We start from the raw sequence: 18,743 nt of genomic DNA on the forward strand, positions 1-18,743 counted from the left end.
AGCATGCAAAAAACTAGCTTTGACGAATTGGTTGAGTTTCCATGCCATTTTACCTTTAAAGTAATGGGGCTCGCCACGCCAGAACTTCCGGATACTGTCGTTGCCGTTGCTCAAAAGCATGCACCGGGTGATTATTCACCGTCGGTGAAGCCAAGTAGTAAAGGCAACTACCATTCGATATCCATTCAGGTTCAGGTAACCAGTCAGCAACATATTGAGACTTTGTATCGCGCACTTGCCGATATCGAAGAAGTTCGTTATGTCCTCTAAACTGATTATTCGCCATCTTGGTCGGCAACCCTACGAACCGGTATGGACTGCCATGCAAACGTTCACCGATGAGCGTGACGAGCACACCACCGACGAACTTTGGGTACTTGAACACGACCCGGTTTTTACGCAAGGCCAGGCGGGCAAAGAAGAACATATTTTAGCACCCGGCGATATTCCGATTGTGAAAGTCGACCGCGGTGGGCAAGTAACCTATCATGGCCCGGGCCAATTGGTGGTTTACTTCTTGTTAGACATTCGTCGTCGTAAAATGGGCGTACGCCAATTGGTAAACGCTATCGAAGACGCAATAGTGGCAATGATGGCCGAGTACGGTGTTGAAGCTGCAGCACGTCCAGACGCACCGGGAGTTTATGTGAACGGCGCTAAACTATGTTCGTTAGGTTTGCGTATACGTAAAGGCTGCTCATTTCACGGATTAGCGTTAAACGTAGACATGGACTTAACACCGTTCCTGCGCATTAACCCCTGCGGTTACGCCGGTATGGAAATGGTGCAAAGTATAGATTTGAATGGGCCGCAAAGCGTGAGTGAAGCGGCGCAACACGTCACCCAGATATTTGCTAAATTACTGGGTTATGAACACACGACTGAAGAAACAGGATTCGCGAGAAATTATGTCAAAGCCAGTTAGAGTTGAACCTGGAGTAAAATTACGTGACGCCGATAAAATGGCGTTGATTCCAGTCAAGATTGTCCCAACTGAACGCGATCAGATGTTGCGTAAGCCAGAGTGGCTGAAAGTAAAGTTGCCTGCATCAACCCAACGCATTGACGAAATTAAACAAGCCATGCGTAAGCACGGTTTGCATTCAGTGTGTGAAGAAGCCTCGTGCCCGAACTTAGCCGAGTGTTTTAATCACGGCACAGCAACATTCATGATCTTAGGCGCTATTTGTACACGCCGCTGCCCATTCTGTGATGTTGCGCATGGCCGACCGCTACCGGTTGACCCTGAAGAAGCTGTGAAGCTGGGCGCAACAGTACGTGACATGAAGGTAAAGTATGTTGTGGTTACCTCAGTTGACCGTGATGACTTACGAGATGGCGGGGCGCAACACTTTGCGGATTGCATTCGCGAAATTCGTGCACATAGCCCAGGTATTCAAGTTGAAGTTTTGGTTCCTGACTTTCGCGGCCGCATGGACGTTGCACTTGATATTTTATCTGATGAAGCGCCGGATGTGTTCAATCACAACCTCGAAACCGTGCCGCGTATGTATAAAGCAGCACGCCCAGGTGCCAATTATCAGTGGTCATTAGATTTACTACAGCGTTATAAAAAGGCACGCCCAGATGTACGCAGTAAGTCCGGCTTAATGGTCGGCTTGGGTGAAACCAATGAAGAGATTCTTGATGTCATGCGTGACCTGCGCGCACATGACGTTGAGATGCTGACAATTGGCCAATATCTGCAACCAAGTCGCCACCACTTGCCCGTAACGCGCTACGTAACCCCAGCGGAATTTGAGATGTTTCGTGAAGAAGGTGAAAAAATGGGCTTTACCCATATAGCTTCTGGCCCACTGGTTCGATCGTCTTACCATGCTGATATGCAAGCCGCTGGGAAGGAAGTCAAATGAGTACGCTAATTTGGTGTTTGCTTATTGCAGGGTTATTACCTATTGCTGCTAAAGCACCGGTGGTTTACTTTCAAAACCGTGACAAAGGATACGACAACCGTCACCCGCGCGCGCAACAGCAACGTTTAACCGGTGCTGGCGCTCGCGCAGTTGCAGGCCACTACAACGCCTATGAGGCATTCCCTCTGTTTGCTGCGGCGGTATTGTTGGTTATTGTTACTGAGCAACTTACTGCGTTAAACACCACCTTAGCGGTGAGCTTTATAGGCTTACGCATTGCTTACCACGTATTCTATTTAACCAATTGGGATAAACTACGCAGTTTGGTGTGGTTATTTGCGCTATTGTGCCCAGTATTAATGATTGCACAAACAGCAATTACCGTGGCCGGGCAATAAGCTCAAGGTACAACTCAGGCCACTGGCCAATATCGTAATATTGCATTGGCGTCATGGTATTTACTGGGCGCCATGCATACCTGTCAGTTTGCTGACACGTCGCAATCGAATACAACCCAACATCTTCGTCCTTCGAGCCTAACCGCCAACGCTGTTCATTAGCATCTAAAGGCTGCCCTAGTGCTCGCCAATCAGGTACTGCAAAACGCCACGGTAGTTGCACCCACAAATCAATTAAGGCATCGCGATCAAGTGTTGTGCTTGCAGTGGTCACAACATTTAGGCTTGGATGCGCGTAGCGTCCCGCACAATAATTTTCAGCAAGTTCTGCACTCATGGCGTATTCATCCACGAAGCCAAGCCAATGCGCAATCTCATGCGCAAACAGGCTTAGCGTTGCATTGGTGGGTAACACAATTGAATGATTCTGACTGCTGGCGATACCGAGCTTATCGGCAACAAACAAAACACTTCGATTCGCCGCATGATGCTGTTCCGGCAACACACACTGAGCTCGACGCCGCGTCCCGACAGTTTTGCAGTTCAAATGTTCAGGATTGTAGGTTGCTACCGAAAAACAATTGATAAAGGCAGATAACGGGTGTTGCCGCCAACTTGATAACATCGCTAACGGCTGGCTTTGTTGCTGCTCTGGCAACCATAAGGTTACGGCTGAAAACACGCCACACTGCTGACCCGCTATTTGGGGCGGCTTTGCGCCTAGCGCGGTTTGCCCAATAACAGCTGGAATGGTGGTGGCGCTGGCATGAGCCGGCACCAAGCTCACCCAGCATAATACCAGTAACGCCCAAGGTTTACGGGCATTGGTGATGCTACTGCAAGTACTACTTCGCTGACGCAGCTTCAATCGCTTGTTTACTGCGTTCAAGTTCCAAATTCGCATAGCGGTACTCAAGGAACATAAATACATTGGTACTCATGGCGAGTCGGAAGTACACCGAAGCGGCCTGAAAATCGCCTTCCATTTGTTTGAGTTTACCCAAATAGAAGTAAGTTTCGCACATCCGCTCCGCCAAAGTTTCATCGGGCTTCAAGTCGCGCACCGCAAACCCTTTTAAAAAGGTTTGTTCGTCAATGGCGCCGAGCATTAAATCAACTAAGCTCCAGCCCCAATCAGTATTGCCATATTGAACACGACGTTGTGCCAAAGCAAGACGCGCAGCCTCAGGATTTTCTTCAACTTCTGCTAAAAATAGCCAGATAACACGATAAGGATCATCCGGTTGCGCTTCGTAAAAGGTCGTAAAGTCGTCAATCGCCAGACGAATACGATTGTCATAATAAGCATTTACACCACGATTGAGTGTTGCGTATGGGTGATCAGGCTCAAGCTCCAATACCCCATCGAACATTTCGTAAGCGTAATTAAACTCTTCCAGTTGCGTGTAATGAATACCCAAGTAATTATATGCATCGGCTAAACGCGGGTTGTACTCTAAGGCGTGATTAAAATCGATACGGGCAAGTGTGACCAGGCCCAAGGCGTCATAAAGCGAACCACGTCGATACAGGAGCTCTGCTTGGCTCTCTTCTGGCAGATCCATGTCGCGTGCGACAATTTCATTGAGTTTAGCGATTTCTAGCTGGTAACGCATATCGGGTGCTTGTGGCGTGACCACAAACAAATTAGTTAACGCAGCGTTTTGTGATTGCCCTGTTTGCGCGCAAGCGCTGAGCAAAAGGGCGACCAATACCAAAGCCCCCAAACGGATTTTCATGAAGCACGACCTTGTCTATAACATGATGTAGGCATAATAACTTAGATTGGCAAAAAAGACGAAAGCGGAATGTTAAGAAATATAAATAAAAAGGCCGCGCTTTGTCGCCAAAGCGCGGCCCTTATCCGATATCTAATATCTAATATCTAATATCTAATATCTAATATCTAATATCTAATATCTAATATCTAATATCAGCTTAGTTTTTGATTAACTCTCAGCGTTATCGCTTGAGTTATCTTCAGTTGCATCCGTTGCTTCTGCAGCAGGTGCAGCAGCTGGCTTGTCAGACGCATCTTTCATGCTCAAACGAACACGGCCTTGACGGTCAATTTCGAGTACCTTAACAGGTACCACGTCACCAACTTTCAAGTATTCGTTAACGTCATTCACGCGCTCTTCAGCAATTTGTGAAATGTGAACCAAACCATCTTTTCCTGGCAGAATTGTCACAAATGCGCCGAAATCAACGATACGCGCAACTTTACCTTGATAAATACGGCCTACTTCCACTTCAGCGGTCAGCTCTTCGATGCGAGCAATTGCTGCGTCAGCTGATTCTTGATCGGTGGCAGCAATGCGCACAGTACCGTCATCATTGATTTCAATGTTGGTGTTTGTGCTTTCAGTTAATTCACGAATTACTGCTCCGCCTTTACCAATCACGTCACGGATTTTATCCGGGTTAATTTTGATTGTGGTGTAACGCGGTGCGTAGCTTGAAAGCTCAGTGCGAGCGCCAGAAATGGCCTCGTCCATTACGTGCAAAATATGCAAGCGTGCGGCTTTAGCTTGAGCCAATGCTTTTTCCATGATTTCACGGGTGATACCGTCGATTTTGATATCCATTTGCAGTGCAGTTACACCTTCAGTGCTACCTGCTACTTTAAAGTCCATGTCACCTAAGTGATCTTCGTCACCAAGAATGTCAGAAAGAACAACGAAGTTATCGCCTTCTTTCACTAGACCCATAGCAATACCTGCAACCGATGATTTAATCGGTACACCAGCATCCATTAACGCCAGTGACGTACCACATACTGAAGCCATTGAGCTTGAGCCGTTTGACTCAGTGATTTCTGAAACCACACGAATGGTGTACGGGAATTCTTCCTGCGACGGCATAACCGCTTGCACACCGCGCTTCGCTAAACGGCCATGACCGATTTCACGACGCTTCGGCGAACCAACCATGCCGGTCTCGCCCACACAGTATGGAGGGAAGTTATAATGCAACATGAAGCGATTGCTGATCATACCTGACAGGTCATCAATCATCTGTGCATCACGTTCAGTACCCAAGGTAGCCGTTACTAAAGCTTGCGTTTCACCGCGCGTAAACACAGCAGAGCCGTGGGTACGTGGCAATACGCCAGTTGCAATGTGTAACGCACGAACCATATCCGGTTCACGACCGTCGATACGCTTCTCGCCAGCGATAATACGGCCACGTACAACTTTACTTTCCAACGAATGGAACAAGTCGCCAATTTCTTTGGTGTTCAGCGTTTCATCTTCAGCAAGCAACTTTTCAGTCACTTCGGCTTTCAATGCTGAGATTTTCTCGTAACGCTCTGCTTTTTCAGTAATGCGGTATGCATCGCCGATACCAGCTTCTGCTAAATCTTTAATCTTACCAAGCAACGCGTCGTTGGTTGCCGGAGCTTGCCAATCCCACTTCTCTTTACCTGCTTCTGCTGCAAATTCGCTGATTGCAGTGATCACGTTTTGCATTTGCTCGTGACCATAAACAACTGCGCCTAACATTGCATCTTCAGACAGCATTTGGGCTTCTGATTCAACCATTAATACTGCGCCTGCAGTACCAGCAACTACCAAATCCAACTTCGAAGTCGCTAACTCATCAGCAGTTGGGTTAAGTACGTATTCGTCGTTGATAACACCAACGCGCGCTGCACCAATTGGCCCAGAGAACGGCACGCCAGAAATAGCAAGCGCTGCTGAGGTACCAATTAAGGCAACAATATCAGGGTTAATTTGTGGGTTTACCGAGATAACCGTGGCTATAACCTGTACTTCATTTTTGAAGCCTTCAGGAAACAGTGGACGAATTGGACGGTCGATAAGGCGGCAAGTTAAGGTTTCATTTTCAGACGGACGGCCTTCACGCTTGAAGAAACCACCTGGAATTTTACCTGCAGCGTAAGTACGCTCTTGATAGTTAACTGTTAATGGAAAAAAGTCTTGGCCTTCTTTGGCTTCTTTCTTAGCAACGACAGTAACTAATACTGTGGTGTCGTCCATGCTCGCAAGAACTGCACCTGTTGCTTGACGCGCCATCGCGCCGGTTTCTAATGTTACTGTATGTTGACCATACTGAAATTTCTTTGTAATCGGATTCACGTGTTATTTTCCTTTGTCTTTCTCTTAAATTCTAAAGCGCTATTAGCTACTAGATATTAGATACTAGCGAAATGCCGGCTCGATTTTCTAATATCCAATATCTAATATCCAATATCGCTTTAGTTTTTCATTAAACAAAAAAGGGGCCGCAGTTGGGCCCCTTTGCTCGAACAGTGCTTAGCGACGTAAACCGAGTCGCTCAATCAGGCTTGCATAACGCTGATTGTCTTTACGCTTCAGATAGTCCAACAATTTACGACGTTGGCTTACCATGCGCAACAGACCACGACGTGAGTGGTGATCTTTGGCGTGTTCTTTAAAGTGGCTTTGCAGCTCGTTAAGGTTCGCAGTTAACAACGCTACTTGAACTTCTGGAGAACCAGTGTCGTTTTCGCCTTGACCAAATTCTTTAACGATTTCCGCTTTTTGTGCCGCAGTTAGTGACATATATTACTCCTGATTGTTAAAAGATGTCAGTGCCAATCACTAATTCAGCACCGACGAAATCGCTGTGGATTATACGCATGAACGTGCTAAAACGCAATGCTAACAGCAGCTAATATCAGTCTGCTAAATTGACCACCCGCTTCGGTGCCAAAGCACCATCGCGCCAAACGCCAATCCCCAAAAACGCTCCATCTGTAGCACGAAATACGCGCATAGGCTGCTCTGGATTCAGCGGCTGCTCGGGCAGCTTGGCTGGATTGCCGCTAATAAAGCGTATTGAATTGATCGCATCAATTTCTACCGCCGGCACTTGCCGAATCACGCAGTCATTCGGTTGCAGCAATGCATCCACCGCAGCATAGTCACCTTCTTCAGGGTTCGTGGTTGCGGCGATTGCGGCTATCTCATCCATACTGAGAACCGGGCCCTCGACCCCTTCAATCCACGTGCGATGCAATTCCTGCACATAGGCACCACAGCCCAACCATTGGCCCATGTCGTCGATTAACGTACGAATATATGTGCCTTTGGAGCAGGTAACTTCCAGCGTCAGCTGATCACGGTCTGATGACCAATCGATAAAGGTAATCGCACGAATAGCAATGGTGCGTGTTTTGCGTGGCACTTCGATACCCTGCCGAGCATACCAATACAGCGGCCGACCTTCATACTTTAACGCGGAGTACATGGATGGCGATTGTTCTTGGCTGCCGGTGAACTGAATAATTGCTTCATCAATCAAGTCGCGTGTCAGCCGTTCAAGCGCTTCCGGCTGACAACGCTCAACCACTTCGCCTTCGGCGTCGCTGGTAGTGGTTCGCGCACCAAGCTGTGCAACCACACGGTAGGTTTTGTCCGCTTCAAGAGCAAAGTGTGAAACTTTAGTGGCCTCACCAAAACACAATGGCAATAAGCCCGTTGCGAGCGGATCAAGCGCTCCCGTGTGCCCTGCCTTATTGGCATTAAAAAAACGCCGCACTTGCTGGAGTGCGGCGTTTGATGTGATATCACGGGGCTTGTTTAACAAAATCACGCCACTTACATTGCGGCCCAACTTACGACGTCCCATTTAATCGTCTCCGTTCGAATCCTTGTCGCTGGCATCATCACGGTGGGTATCGCGACGAATCGCTTCATCAACCAACCGTGACATTCGAATGCCTTCGTTCAATGACGGATCATGCACGAAACGTAACTCAGGCATGACCCGAGCACGTACACGTTTACCGAGTAATGACCGAATGAAACCCGACGCATCATTTAATACTTTCAATGCGGTGGTTACATAGGCTTCATCGTCATTGAAAAAGGTCACGAATACTTTGGCATACGCCAAATCACGCGACACTTCAATGTCCGATACAGTGACCATCGACACGCGTGGATCTTTAATTTCACGCTGCAATATCATCGCTATTTCGCGCTGGTACTGCTGACCCACGCGGTCAGTACGGCTAAAATCTTTGCCCATTTCGGTTTATAAGCTCCGTTCTACTTGAACTGTTTCAAATACTTCGATTTGGTCACCCACTTTCACGTCGTTGTAGTTCTTCACACCGATACCACATTCCATACCGTTGCGAACTTCTTGAACGTCGTCTTTAAAGCGGCGCAATGAATCCAACTCACCTTCAAAGATAACCACGTTGTCACGCAGTACACGAATTGGCGCTGAGCGTTTCACGACACCTTCAGTAACCATACAACCAGCAATGGCGCCAATTTTCGGTGATTTAAATACATCACGTACTTCGGCCAAACCAATAATCTGTTGCTTGAATTCTGGTGCTAACATGCCACCCATTGCCGCTTTAACTTCGTCAATGAGGTCATAAATCACGCTGTAGTAGCGTAAATCAACAGCATCTTGCTCAATCAAGCGTTTCGCTGATGCATCGGCACGTACGTTGAAACCAACCACGATAGCATTTGAGGCACTTGCCAATGATGCGTCAGTTTCAGTAATACCGCCCACACCACTACCAATAATGTTCACTTTCACTTCATCGGTAGACAGCTTCATCAATGAGTCAGAAATAGCCTCGAGCGAACCTTGTACGTCAGATTTGAGTACAATGTTAAGCTCTTGCACGTCGCCTTCTTGCATGTTCGCAAACATGTTTTCCAGCTTCGCTTTCTGCTGTTTCGCCAATTTGATTTCGCGATACTTGCCTTGACGGTAATTTGCAACTTCACGGGCTTTACGCTCGTCTTTAACAGCAGTTGCTTCATCGCCCGCTTGCGGCACACCCGACAAACCAAGTATTTCTACTGGAATTGATGGGCCAGCTTCTTTGATCTCTTGACCAGTTTCATCACGCATCGCACGAATACGGCCATATTCCAGACCACAGAGTACGATATCGCCTTGACGCAATGTACCTTCTTGGACCAATACCGAAGCCACTGGGCCACGGCCTTTATCCAAGCGCGACTCAATCACGATACCTTTGGCCATGCCACTGGCATTGGCTTTCAGATCAAGTACTTCTGCTTGCAATAGGATTGACTCAAGTAATTGCTCGATACCTTCGCCAGAATGAGCTGATACCGGCACAAACATCACGTCACCGCCCCATTCTTCAGGGATAACGTCGCGCTGCGCGAGTTCGTTTTTAACACGATCAGGGTCAGCTTCTTCTTTGTCCATTTTGTTGATTGCAACCACCAATGGTACGCCAGCAGCTTTCGCGTGCTGAATCGCTTCCAAGGTTTGCGGCATAACGCCGTCGTCGGCTGCTACCACCAAGATAACGATATCCGTTGCACCGGCACCACGTGCTCGCATTGACGTAAATGCAGCGTGACCTGGTGTATCAAGGAAAGTGATCATGCCATGATCGGTTTCCACGTGGTAAGCGCCAATATGCTGGGTGATACCACCCGCTTCGCCGCTTGCCACTTTCGCTTTACGAATATAATCCAACAGCGAGGTTTTACCGTGGTCAACGTGACCCATAACGGTTACCACCGGTGCACGCGACACCTGCTGCTGGTTTTCAGACTCATTACGGTCTGCCAAAATTTCTTGCTCAAGCGCGTTCTCGCTCACCAACAATACTTTATGACCCATTTCTTCAACGACTAATGACGCCGTTTCTTGGTCTAAAACCTGGTTAATCGTGACCATCTCACCCATTTTCATCATGGTTTTGATCACTTCGCCAGTTTTAACAGCCATGCGGTTTGCAAGTTCACCAACGGTGATGGTTTCACCAAGCTTCACTTCACGCTCTACCGGTGCGGCTGGCTTATTAAAGCCGTGCTGCAGGGTCGAACGTTTTGAGCCTTTCCGACGTTTTTCACGACGTGGTGATTCATCACGCTCGTCATCTTTACCACGACGCTTACTCTTGTTGCGACGGGCACGACGTTCTTCACCTTCGTCTTGCTCATCTTCAGCCGCTTGCGCGGTTTGTGATGTGGTGAAGTGAACTTCTTCTTGCTCAGCTTTTTTACGCTTGGCTTCTTCTTCTTGCCAGCGCGCTTCGTTTTCTTCTGCCAAACGGCGTGCTTCTTCCGCTTGTTTTAACGCTTCAGCTTCAGCTTTTTTACGTGCTTCTTCTTCTTGCGCTTTACGCAAACGATCGGCTTCAGCTTTAATTTCGTCAGCTTTTTGACGTTCTTCAGGTGTCATTGCTGCGCGTTTTTCAGCTTCAGCTTTGGCCTTCGCTTTTTCTTTTTCTTTGCGGGCTGCTTCTTGCTTCGCTTTTTCTTCCGCCGCTTTAGCGTCTGCTTTTGCTTTGGCTTCTGCCGCTGCTTTCGCTTCTTCTTCTTTGCGCTTGGCTTCTGCAGCTAAACGTTCTTGTTCTGCTTTCTGATCAGCTTTTTCTTGTTCTTCACGTTGCTGATCTTCCAGCGCTGAGCGCTTCACATAAGTGCGTTTCTTGCGTACTTCAACCTGTACGGATTTGTTACGGCCGGGGCCGCCACCAATACTCAAGGTGCTCTTTTCTTTGCGCTTTAACGTCATTTTGGCCGGCTCACTTGGGCCGCTGCCACCATGCGCTTTATTTAAATGGGCTAACAGGGCCTGTTTTTCGTCTTCCGTCACACCGTCGCCTGGCTGCTTTTTCATGCCTGCTTCCGCAAACTGTTGCACCAAACGATCAACTGTCGTACCGACATCGTTAGCTAGTTTATCCAGCGTTACTTCTTCCATAGTCTGTAGTACCCCCGTTGATCTTATTCTTCATTACCGAACCAGCAGATGTTACGCGCTTGCATAATCAGCTCGCCTGCTCGCTCTGCGGTTAGTTCGTCAATATCGGCCAAATCATCAATACCTTGCTCAGCAAGGTCTTCTAAGGTGACGATACCGTGACTTGCAAATACGAAAGCCAAATGACGATCTAAACCTTCAAGGTTCAGTAGTGTTTCATCTGGCTCAGCACTTTCTAACGACTCTTCGTTGGCCAAGGCTTGTGTTGTTAACACGCCTTTCGCACGGCTACGTAATTCTTCAACGATGTCCTCGTCCATACCTTCAATATCTAACAGCTCGTCAACTGGTACATACGCGATTTCTTCTAAGGTTGAGAAGCCTTCATCCACCAATACACCAGCGAAATCTTCATCGATACCTAACTTCGACGTAAACAAATCGAGCACTTTTTGCGCTTCGGCTTGGTTCTTCTCATTAAATTCGTCAACCGACATGACATTCAGCTGCCAACCCGTTAACTGGCTCGCAAGGCGAACGTTTTGGCCGGCTTTACCGATAGCTTGTGCAAGGTTGCCTTCTTCAACTGCGATGTCCATTGTGTGCGCTTCTTCGTCAACCACAATCGATGCGACTTCAGCTGGTGCCATGGCATTAATCACGAACTGTGCTGGGTTATCGTCCCACAGTACGATGTCAACGCGCTCGCCACCTAACTCGCCCGAAACGGCTTGTACACGTGCACCACGCATACCCACACAAGCACCGACTGGGTCGATGCGACGATCGTTACTCTTCACCGCAATTTTCGCACGCGAACCTGGGTCACGCGCCGCACCACGGATTTCAATCATTTCTTCGCCGATTTCCGGCACTTCAATGCGGAACAGTTCAATCAAGAAGTCAGGGTGGGTACGGCTGATAAACAACTGTGCACCACGTGCTTCTGGGCGAACTTCAAACAATAAACCACGCAAACGGTCACCAGCGCGGAATGATTCACGTGGCAACAAGTCTTCACGATAGATAATTGCTTCAGCGTTGTTACCTAAATCTAAAATAACGTGCTCGCGCGTTGCGCGCTTAACGATACCGCTGACTAATTCGCCAACTTGATCTTGGTATTCATCAACCACTTTCGCCCGCTCGGCTTCACGAACCTTTTGGACGATAACTTGCTTGGCGGTTTGCGTGGTGATGCGGTCGAACTCAATTGAGTCAATTTGCTCTTCAACATAGTCACCCGCTTGAACACTTTCGTCTTCATACTGGGCCGCAGCTAAGCTGATTTCGCGATAAGGGTGCTCAAGCGGTTGCTCGCTATCGTCAACCACTAACCAACGACGGTAGGTATCAAATTCACCGGTATGGCGATCAATACTTACGCGTACATCGATGTCACCGTCGTATTTCTTTTTGGTTGCGTGCGCGAGCGCAGATTCAAGCGCTTCAAAAATCTTTTCTTTTGAAACATCTTTTTCATTTGAAACTGCTTCTGCAACCAATAATATTTCTTTTGCCATTGTTTTGCCTCGCCTACGCAATCCTTAGTTAAACTGAGGAACTAAATGAGCTTTCTTGATTGATGACTGCGCTACTTTAAACGCTTCGCCATCAATATTGAATTCAACGTAATCGCCATCAACTGCGGCAATTACACCTTTAAATTTACGTTTACCTTGTTGGGCCATGGTCAGCTCTACGGCTGCCGTTTCACCCAGGTAGTCAGCGTACTGAGCCGCTTTGAAGAAAGGCCGTTCCATACCAGGTGAAGAAACTTCAAGGAAATATTCACTTTGAATTGGATCTTCAACGTCTAAAATAGCGCTAACCTGATGACTGACTTTTGCACAGTCATCTACACTTACGCCATCTTCATGGTCAATATAAACGCGCAGCGTAGAATGTTTACCTGCACGCACAAATTCTACGCCCCATAAGGCATAGTCAAGTGCTGAAACAGCAGGTTCTATCATGTCGAATAAACGGTCTTCAATACGAGCCAAGTTTGCTAACTCCTAAAAACAAAAAAAGGGCGTAAACGCCCAGTGTTGTTGACTGCCCACTCAGTTGTACGCTCATACGTAGAACTGCCGCAGCAAAGGTCACATAGTAAAAAGCCCCGAACTGCTGCGGGGCTTTTAAAACACTGGACCCTTTTGTAATTGGTTGCGGGGGCAGGATTTGAACCTACGACCTTCGGGTTATGAGCCCGACGAGCTACCAGACTGCTCCACCCCGCGTCCGAAAACGTGTCCATATTATAAGGGTTTCCAACGGAAACGCAACCGTGGCCGGTCGCTAATTTGGTGCGGATGGCGGGACTTGAACCCGCACGCCCTAAAGCACTACCCCCTCAAGATAGCGTGTCTACCAATTCCACCACATCCGCAAAAAATCTTTTAGCAATTAAATGCTTAGTTACTACCTGGAACGTCACTGTCGTTCGTAGGCACTGCTGGGACTTCTTCCACTGGTACTTCAATTTCATCGAAGTTACCTTTGGTGTCGCCATTGCCTGAGGATAAGTTACCTAGAATCAAACTCAGTACAAAAAACACGACAGCCAAAACAGCAGTTGTACGCGTTAGGAAGTTACCTGAACCGCCTGAACCGAATACAGTATTCGACGAACCAGCGCCGAATGAAGCGCCCATGTCTGCGCCTTTACCTTGTTGAATCATAATGAAACCAACTAGGATTAACGCAACAATCAAGTAGGCAATTAATAATATTTCGTACATAGCTTACTTACTCCGGGTTTGTGCAGCATCGCAGATGGCTACGAATTGCTCTGGCACTAAACTTGCGCCGCCTATCAAACCACCATCTATATCAGCTTGTGCAAAAAGTTGCTCAGCATTATCAGCTTTCACGCTACCACCATACAAAATCTGTAAGTTGGCGCCTGAAGGCCCGAATTTTTCATTTAACCAGTTACGTATAAACGCGTGAACTTCCTGCGCTTGTTCCGGCGAAGCGGTCAAGCCAGTTCCAATTGCCCAAACCGGTTCATAGGCAATCACTAAACGTTCGGCGCTATCAATGTTCTGCAAGGCTTCGTTCAACTGCTGCGCAACAACATCAAACGTGCGTTGTTGCTCACGTTCTTGCGCACTTTCGCCAACACACAGCACTGCAGTCATCGGTGAGTTTTCGAGCACATGGCTAACTTTCGCTGCAATACGCTTCGCATTATCACCATAAAACTGACGGCGCTCAGAGTGACCGATAAGAACCATGCTGGCACCAGCTTCTTGCACAAGTGCAAGGCTATGTTCACCAGTATGGGCACCGCCCGAGTTCTCGTTCGCGTCTTGCGCGCCTAACTGCACGTTGTCGTAGAATGCTGCTTGCTGCCAAGCCGGCATTAACACTGCGGGTGGACATACCACCACGCTTACTCCAGCGTGCTGTGCGGCACTGTCTCGGAGTGCATCAGCCATGGTTACGACCAAGGAGCGGTCGCCGTTCATTTTCCAGTTAGCAATCACTAACGGTTGGCGTTGCATCTAAACCTCTGACTTCATTGAGAGCGGCGAGATATTACATAACCTCGCCCCAAGTTACAAGCAGTGAATGCTTAAATAGTTGTTCACTGATTAATTACTAGCCGCTTCCACTTCACTGGCGATTTCTTCAGCAAATTTGCGTACAGTTTTTGCGTCTTTGCCTTCTACCATGACACGTATTAACGGTTCAGTTCCCGACTTACGCAACAGCACCCGCCCATTGTTACCCAAAGCTTGCTCCACCTCGGTAACCACCGCTTGCACATTGTCAGCTGCCAAAGGATCGGTTCCAGCTTCGAAACGGACATTCACTAAAGCTTGCGGAAACTTAGTAAAGTTTTGCAGCAAGTCGTCAAGGCTGCGACCTTCGCGTTGCATTGCGGTAAGTACTTGCAAACCTGCAATGATGCCATCACCGGTGCTATGAAATTGACGGTTGATAATGTGGCCTGAATTTTCGCCACCGATACGCCAATCACGTTTCACCAACTCTTCCATCACGTAACGGTCACCCACTTTAGCCCGAACAAAAGGAATGCGGCGATCAGTAAAAAACTTTTCCAGCGCAAAATTACTCATCAACGTGCCAACAATACCGCCTTGCAGTAAGCCGTCTTGCTGTGCCGCACGCGCCAGAATATAAATAATATCGTCGCCATCAACAACGCGGCCTGATGCGGTTACCATCATGATTCGGTCGCCATCACCATCAAGCGCAAAACCGAGGTCAGCTTTCACTTCAAGCACTTTGGCGCGCAGCGCATCAAGGTGGGTGGCACCACATTTTTCATTGATATTGACGCCATTTGGCTCTGTACCAATTTCCCAAATGTCTGCACCCAATTCGCTGAGCACATCGGGGGCAATATGGTAAGTTGCGCCATGTGCGCAATCGACCACTATCTTTAAGCCTTTAAGTGATAAGTCAGACGGAAAAACACTTTTACAAAATTCGATATAGCGCCCAGGTGCGTCATCAATGCGGCTGGCTCTGCCCATATTTTCAGAGGGCACGCAGCGAATTGGTTCATCCAATAAACGTTCTATCTCTGCTTCGACACTGTCCGGCAGTTTACTGCCCGAGTCGGAGAAAAATTTAATACCATTATCGTAATAAGGATTATGCGAAGCACTAATTACAATTCCGGCTGCTGCGCGGAAATTACGCGTTAAATAGGCAACCGCGGGTGTTGGCATCGGGCCCAAAAATTCAACGCTGACACCAGCAGATAACAAACCGGCTTCTAGTGCTGACTCCAGCATATACCCTGACAAACGGGTGTCTTTTCCCACCAATACACGATGGTTGCCATTGGCTGACAATACGGTACCCGCAGCCCACCCCAGCTTTACAGCGAAATCTGGGGTAATCGGAAAATCACCAACGCGGCCACGAACCCCGTCAGTGCCAAAATATTTACGCTCACTCAAGCGAATTCTCCAGCCAAGGTTGCTGCAACAACTTTCATTGCATCAACCGTTTCCTTGACATCATGCACACGAATAATCTGTGCCCCTTTCATCGCGGCAATCGTTGCCGCTGCAATGCTACCTGCTAAGCGTTCACTCACCTCACGGTTGGTAACTTGACCAACCATAGATTTGCGCGACATACCAATTAGCAATGGCAGTTGTAGCTCATGGAACGCTTGTAAGCGTTGTAACAGCTGGTAATTATGCCTGACAGACTTACCAAATCCAAAGCCCGGATCGAGATATATATTATTTTTTTGTATGCCAGCTTTCACACAAGCGCGTACACGCGCATCTAGAAACTGTTTTACTTCCACCACCACGTCATCATAGCGTGGCTCGTGCTGCATGGTACGTGGCTCGCCTTGCATGTGCATCAGACACACTTTAACGTCCGGTCTCGTAGCTAACAACAACTCAGCCCCCTCATCGCGCAGTGCATTAATATCATTAATCATCCGCACGCCATATTTAAGTGCTTCCGCCATAACGGCAGTCTTGTACGTGTCGACTGACAGCGACACATCAAAATTCTCACGTAGCTTGTCCACAATAGGGATAACCCGCTCGAGCTCTTCGTGCGCGCTTACGCCCCCACTTCCTGGGCGCGTTGATTCGCCGCCAATATCAAGCCATGCAGCACCATCAGCAACCATTTGTTCGGCTTGATAAAGTGCCCGATCAACCTGATTAAACTTACCGCCGTCTGAAAACGAATCAGGCGTTGCGTTTAATATCCCCATAACTTCAATATTTGTGCGTGTATCCGACATAACTTCGTACCTGTGTTCACTCAAAAAAAAGCCCCGAATCACGGGGCTTCTTATTATTTCTTAACTGGCTGGAGAATCTCCAGCTGGTTTATTTGTTGGCACCGGTTTGCTGACTTCAGACTCACCGTCATCACCACCCGACTTGTTGTTGTCACGCTTTTGCCAGTCGCGTGGCTCACGCACGTCACGACGATTCATCAGGTCATCAATCTGGTCTGCGTCAATGGTTTCATACTTCATTAACGCATCTTTCATGGTATGCAAGATGTCGACGTTCTCTTCCAAGATGCGTTTTGCACGATCGTAGTTGCGATCAATAAACAGCTTCACTTCTTGGTCGATGGCGCGCGCAGTATCATCAGACATGTGCTTATGTTGCGTTACCGAGCGGCCTAAGAACACTTCGTTTTCATCTTCCGCATAGAGCAATGGCCCCATTTTTTCGGATAAACCCCACTGAGTCACCATTTTGCGAGCTATTTGGGTTGCGCGCTCAATGTCATTCGAAGCGCCGGTGGTAACTTTTTCATCGCCATAGATGATTTGCTCCGCCAAACGGCCCCCGAACAAACTCGAAATCATACTTTCCAGGTGCTGCTTAGAATGACTAACACGGTCTTGCTCAGGCAAGTACATGGTAACCCCTAAAGCACGCCCACGCGGTATAATAGATACTTTATAAACAGGGTCGTGCTCAGGCACCAATCGCCCAACAATAGCGTGACCAGCTTCATGGTAGGCGGTCATGGCTTTTTCTTCTTCAGTCATCACCATTGACCGACGCTCCGCGCCCATCATGATTTTATCTTTGGCTTTTTCAAACTCTTCCATGGCAACAACTTTCTTGTTACCACGCGCTGCGAACAAAGCCGCTTCGTTAACTAGGTTGGCTAAATCAGCACCCGAGAACCCTGGCGTACCACGCGCAATCACCGAGGCTTCTACGTCTTTGCCCAGCGGGACTTTACGCATATGCACTTTAAGAATTTGTTCACGTCCACGCACATCCGGCAAGCCGACCATCACTTGACGGTCAAAGCGACCAGGGCGCAACAACGCAGGGTCTAATACGTCTGGACGGTTTGTTGCAGCAATAACGATAATGCCTTCATTGCCTTCAAAGCCATCCATTTCGACTAACATTTGGTTCAATGTTTGCTCGCGCTCATCATGACCGCCGCCCAAACCGGCGCCACGTTGACGTCCTACCGCATCAATCTCATCAATGAAGATTATGCATGGTGCAGCTTTTTTAGCTTGTTCAAACATATCACGCACACGCGAAGCACCCACACCAACAAACATTTCTACGAAATCAGAACCTGAAATCGAGAAGAAAGGCACCCGTGCTTCACCGGCAATCGCTTTCGCCAACAAGGTCTTACCTGTACCTGGAGGACCTACCATCAGCACCCCAGTCGGTATTTTACCACCAAGATGTTGGAAACGGCTTGGGTCTTTCAAGTAATCAACCAACTCACTGACTTCTTCTTTGGCTTCGTCACAACCAGCCACATCAGCGAATGTTGTTTTAATCTGGTCTTCGCTCATCAAGCGCGCTTTGCTTTTGCCAAACGACATCGCGCCGCGACCACCGCCACCACCTTGCATTTGTCGCATGAAAAATATCCACACGCCAATCAGCAAAATCATGGGGAACCACGAAATGAAGATTTGAGCCAACATACTTGGCTCTTCTGGCAGCTTGCCGTTTACTTCAACGTTGTTCTCTAGCAAGTCGTCCAATAGTTTCGGATCATATTGTGTCGGCACGACCGTAGTGAACGGCTCACCACTACGCCCTTGCGCAGTAATCACCCGCCCATCAATATCAACCTTGCTTACGCCACCGTTATGCACTTGGCTAATAAACTGGCTGTAGGGCACTTGCTGGCTAGTGCTGCCGCTTTGACTGAAGTTGTTAAACACAGTCATTAAAACTACAGCTATTACGAGCCATAGTATGAGATTCTTTGCCATATCGCTCAAAGCTGACTACCT

At 48.1% G+C, this 18,743-nt stretch carries 18 protein-coding genes and 2 tRNA genes; 4 read left to right on the forward strand and 16 right to left on the reverse strand.

The genetic code is table 11. The features are described from left to right. Nucleotides 1-3 precede the first annotated feature (3 nt). Genes ybeD through ACN0UY_RS04420 form a run of 4 tightly spaced genes read left to right on the forward strand, consistent with a single transcriptional unit; the run spans nt 4 to nt 2,272 of the window. On the forward strand, nt 4-270 hold the full coding sequence (gene ybeD, locus ACN0UY_RS04405; RefSeq protein WP_128351077.1) for a DUF493 family protein YbeD: 267 nt from the start codon (nt 4-6) through the stop codon (nt 268-270). Next, nucleotides 260-925, forward strand: a complete 666-nt coding sequence (gene lipB, locus ACN0UY_RS04410; RefSeq protein WP_128351078.1) for a lipoyl(octanoyl) transferase LipB — start codon at nt 260-262, stop codon at nt 923-925. The genes ybeD and lipB overlap by 11 nt, the downstream gene beginning before the upstream one ends. Beyond that, nucleotides 909-1,874, forward strand: coding sequence for a lipoyl synthase (gene lipA / locus ACN0UY_RS04415; protein WP_128351079.1), 966 nt, complete (start codon nt 909-911; stop codon nt 1,872-1,874). The genes lipB and lipA overlap by 17 nt, the downstream gene beginning before the upstream one ends. Next, nucleotides 1,871-2,272 carry an MAPEG family protein gene (locus ACN0UY_RS04420; RefSeq protein ID WP_417665531.1) on the forward strand — a complete coding sequence of 134 codons (402 nt, stop codon included), beginning with the start codon at nt 1,871-1,873 and terminating at the stop codon, nt 2,270-2,272. The genes lipA and ACN0UY_RS04420 overlap by 4 nt, the downstream gene beginning before the upstream one ends. On the opposite strand, the gene ACN0UY_RS04425 is transcribed toward ACN0UY_RS04420, so the two are convergent. The 16 genes from ACN0UY_RS04425 to ftsH form a co-directional block, all read right to left on the reverse strand. Next, nucleotides 2,253-3,176 (reverse strand): hypothetical protein, encoded by a 924-nt coding sequence (locus ACN0UY_RS04425; RefSeq protein WP_417665532.1) that lies wholly within the window; start codon nt 3,174-3,176, stop codon nt 2,253-2,255. The two genes, ACN0UY_RS04420 and ACN0UY_RS04425, sit on opposite strands and share 20 nt — an antisense overlap. After that, a complete protein-coding gene (nlpI, locus tag ACN0UY_RS04430; RefSeq protein ID WP_417665533.1) occupies nt 3,118-4,011 on the reverse strand; it encodes a lipoprotein NlpI in 894 nt (297 codons plus the stop codon). The genes ACN0UY_RS04425 and nlpI overlap by 59 nt, the downstream gene beginning before the upstream one ends. 210 nt (nt 4,012-4,221) lie before the next feature. Next, nucleotides 4,222-6,375, reverse strand: a complete 2,154-nt coding sequence (gene pnp, locus ACN0UY_RS04435; RefSeq protein WP_417665534.1) for a polyribonucleotide nucleotidyltransferase — start codon at nt 6,373-6,375, stop codon at nt 4,222-4,224. A gap of 177 nt (nt 6,376-6,552) precedes the next feature. Beyond that, nucleotides 6,553-6,822, reverse strand: a complete 270-nt coding sequence (gene rpsO / locus ACN0UY_RS04440; RefSeq protein ID WP_128351084.1) for a 30S ribosomal protein S15 — start codon at nt 6,820-6,822, stop codon at nt 6,553-6,555. A gap of 115 nt (nt 6,823-6,937) precedes the next feature. After that, the gene (truB, locus tag ACN0UY_RS04445; protein WP_417665535.1) at nt 6,938-7,891 is read right to left on the reverse strand and encodes a tRNA pseudouridine(55) synthase TruB; all 954 of its coding nucleotides are present in this window, start codon (nt 7,889-7,891) and stop codon (nt 6,938-6,940) included. Further along, nucleotides 7,892-8,293 (reverse strand): 30S ribosome-binding factor RbfA, encoded by a 402-nt coding sequence (rbfA, locus tag ACN0UY_RS04450; RefSeq protein ID WP_417665536.1) that lies wholly within the window; start codon nt 8,291-8,293, stop codon nt 7,892-7,894. Nucleotides 8,294-8,299: 6 nt separating this feature from the next. Continuing rightward, nucleotides 8,300-10,984 carry a translation initiation factor IF-2 gene (gene infB, locus ACN0UY_RS04455; protein WP_417665537.1) on the reverse strand — a complete coding sequence of 895 codons (2,685 nt, stop codon included), beginning with the start codon at nt 10,982-10,984 and terminating at the stop codon, nt 8,300-8,302. Nucleotides 10,985-11,007: 23 nt separating this feature from the next. Then, nucleotides 11,008-12,507 carry a transcription termination factor NusA gene (gene nusA / locus ACN0UY_RS04460; RefSeq protein ID WP_417665538.1) on the reverse strand — a complete coding sequence of 500 codons (1,500 nt, stop codon included), beginning with the start codon at nt 12,505-12,507 and terminating at the stop codon, nt 11,008-11,010. Between the two features lie 24 nt (nt 12,508-12,531). Further along, nucleotides 12,532-12,960: a ribosome maturation factor RimP gene (rimP, locus tag ACN0UY_RS04465; protein ID WP_417659700.1), complete on the reverse strand. Its 429-nt coding sequence runs from the start codon at nt 12,958-12,960 to the stop codon at nt 12,532-12,534. A 190-nt stretch (nt 12,961-13,150) separates the two neighbouring features. Then, nucleotides 13,151-13,227 (reverse strand) — tRNA-Met (locus tag ACN0UY_RS04470). Nucleotides 13,228-13,291: 64 nt separating this feature from the next. Beyond that, nucleotides 13,292-13,376 (reverse strand) — tRNA-Leu (locus ACN0UY_RS04475). Between the two features lie 25 nt (nt 13,377-13,401). Further along, a complete protein-coding gene (secG, locus tag ACN0UY_RS04480) occupies nt 13,402-13,728 on the reverse strand; it encodes a preprotein translocase subunit SecG (protein ID WP_128351090.1) in 327 nt (108 codons plus the stop codon). Between the two features lie 3 nt (nt 13,729-13,731). After that, complete coding sequence (gene tpiA, locus ACN0UY_RS04485) at nt 13,732-14,496, reverse strand: triose-phosphate isomerase (RefSeq protein WP_417665539.1); 765 nt, start codon at nt 14,494-14,496, stop codon at nt 13,732-13,734. Nucleotides 14,497-14,586: 90 nt separating this feature from the next. After that, on the reverse strand, nt 14,587-15,927 hold the full coding sequence (gene glmM, locus ACN0UY_RS04490) for a phosphoglucosamine mutase (protein WP_339878240.1): 1,341 nt from the start codon (nt 15,925-15,927) through the stop codon (nt 14,587-14,589). Beyond that, on the reverse strand, nt 15,924-16,742 hold the full coding sequence (folP, locus tag ACN0UY_RS04495) for a dihydropteroate synthase (protein WP_417665540.1): 819 nt from the start codon (nt 16,740-16,742) through the stop codon (nt 15,924-15,926). The genes glmM and folP overlap by 4 nt, the downstream gene beginning before the upstream one ends. Before the next feature lie 60 nt (nt 16,743-16,802). Then, complete coding sequence (gene ftsH / locus ACN0UY_RS04500; protein ID WP_417665541.1) at nt 16,803-18,731, reverse strand: ATP-dependent zinc metalloprotease FtsH; 1,929 nt, start codon at nt 18,729-18,731, stop codon at nt 16,803-16,805. Between the last annotated feature and the right edge of the window lie 12 nt (nt 18,732-18,743).

The sequence above is a fragment of the Pseudidiomarina sp. genome, assembly GCF_048268165.1.
Taxonomy (GTDB): Bacteria; Pseudomonadota; Gammaproteobacteria; order Enterobacterales; family Alteromonadaceae; genus Pseudidiomarina.

Excerpts from the sequence above, each read along its gene's own strand:
- ybeD (WP_128351077.1), top strand. The coding sequence starts at position 4 with ATGCAAAAAACTAGCTTTGACGAATTGGTTGAGTTTCCATGCCATTTT.
- lipB (WP_128351078.1), top strand. The coding sequence starts at position 260 with ATGTCCTCTAAACTGATTATTCGCCATCTTGGTCGGCAACCCTACGAA.
- lipA (WP_128351079.1), top strand. The coding sequence starts at position 909 with ATGTCAAAGCCAGTTAGAGTTGAACCTGGAGTAAAATTACGTGACGCC.
- ACN0UY_RS04420 (WP_417665531.1), top strand. The coding sequence starts at position 1,871 with ATGAGTACGCTAATTTGGTGTTTGCTTATTGCAGGGTTATTACCTATT.
- ACN0UY_RS04425 (WP_417665532.1), bottom strand. The coding sequence starts at position 3,176 with ATGCGAATTTGGAACTTGAACGCAGTAAACAAGCGATTGAAGCTGCGT.
- nlpI (WP_417665533.1), bottom strand. The coding sequence starts at position 4,011 with ATGAAAATCCGTTTGGGGGCTTTGGTATTGGTCGCCCTTTTGCTCAGC.
- rpsO (WP_128351084.1), bottom strand. The coding sequence starts at position 6,822 with ATGTCACTAACTGCGGCACAAAAAGCGGAAATCGTTAAAGAATTTGGT.
- truB (WP_417665535.1), bottom strand. The coding sequence starts at position 7,891 with ATGGGACGTCGTAAGTTGGGCCGCAATGTAAGTGGCGTGATTTTGTTA.
- rbfA (WP_417665536.1), bottom strand. The coding sequence starts at position 8,293 with ATGGGCAAAGATTTTAGCCGTACTGACCGCGTGGGTCAGCAGTACCAG.
- infB (WP_417665537.1), bottom strand. The coding sequence starts at position 10,984 with ATGGAAGAAGTAACGCTGGATAAACTAGCTAACGATGTCGGTACGACA.
- nusA (WP_417665538.1), bottom strand. The coding sequence starts at position 12,507 with ATGGCAAAAGAAATATTATTGGTTGCAGAAGCAGTTTCAAATGAAAAA.
- rimP (WP_417659700.1), bottom strand. The coding sequence starts at position 12,960 with ATGATAGAACCTGCTGTTTCAGCACTTGACTATGCCTTATGGGGCGTA.
- secG (WP_128351090.1), bottom strand. The coding sequence starts at position 13,728 with ATGTACGAAATATTATTAATTGCCTACTTGATTGTTGCGTTAATCCTA.
- tpiA (WP_417665539.1), bottom strand. The coding sequence starts at position 14,496 with ATGCAACGCCAACCGTTAGTGATTGCTAACTGGAAAATGAACGGCGAC.
- folP (WP_417665540.1), bottom strand. The coding sequence starts at position 16,742 with ATGTCGGATACACGCACAAATATTGAAGTTATGGGGATATTAAACGCA.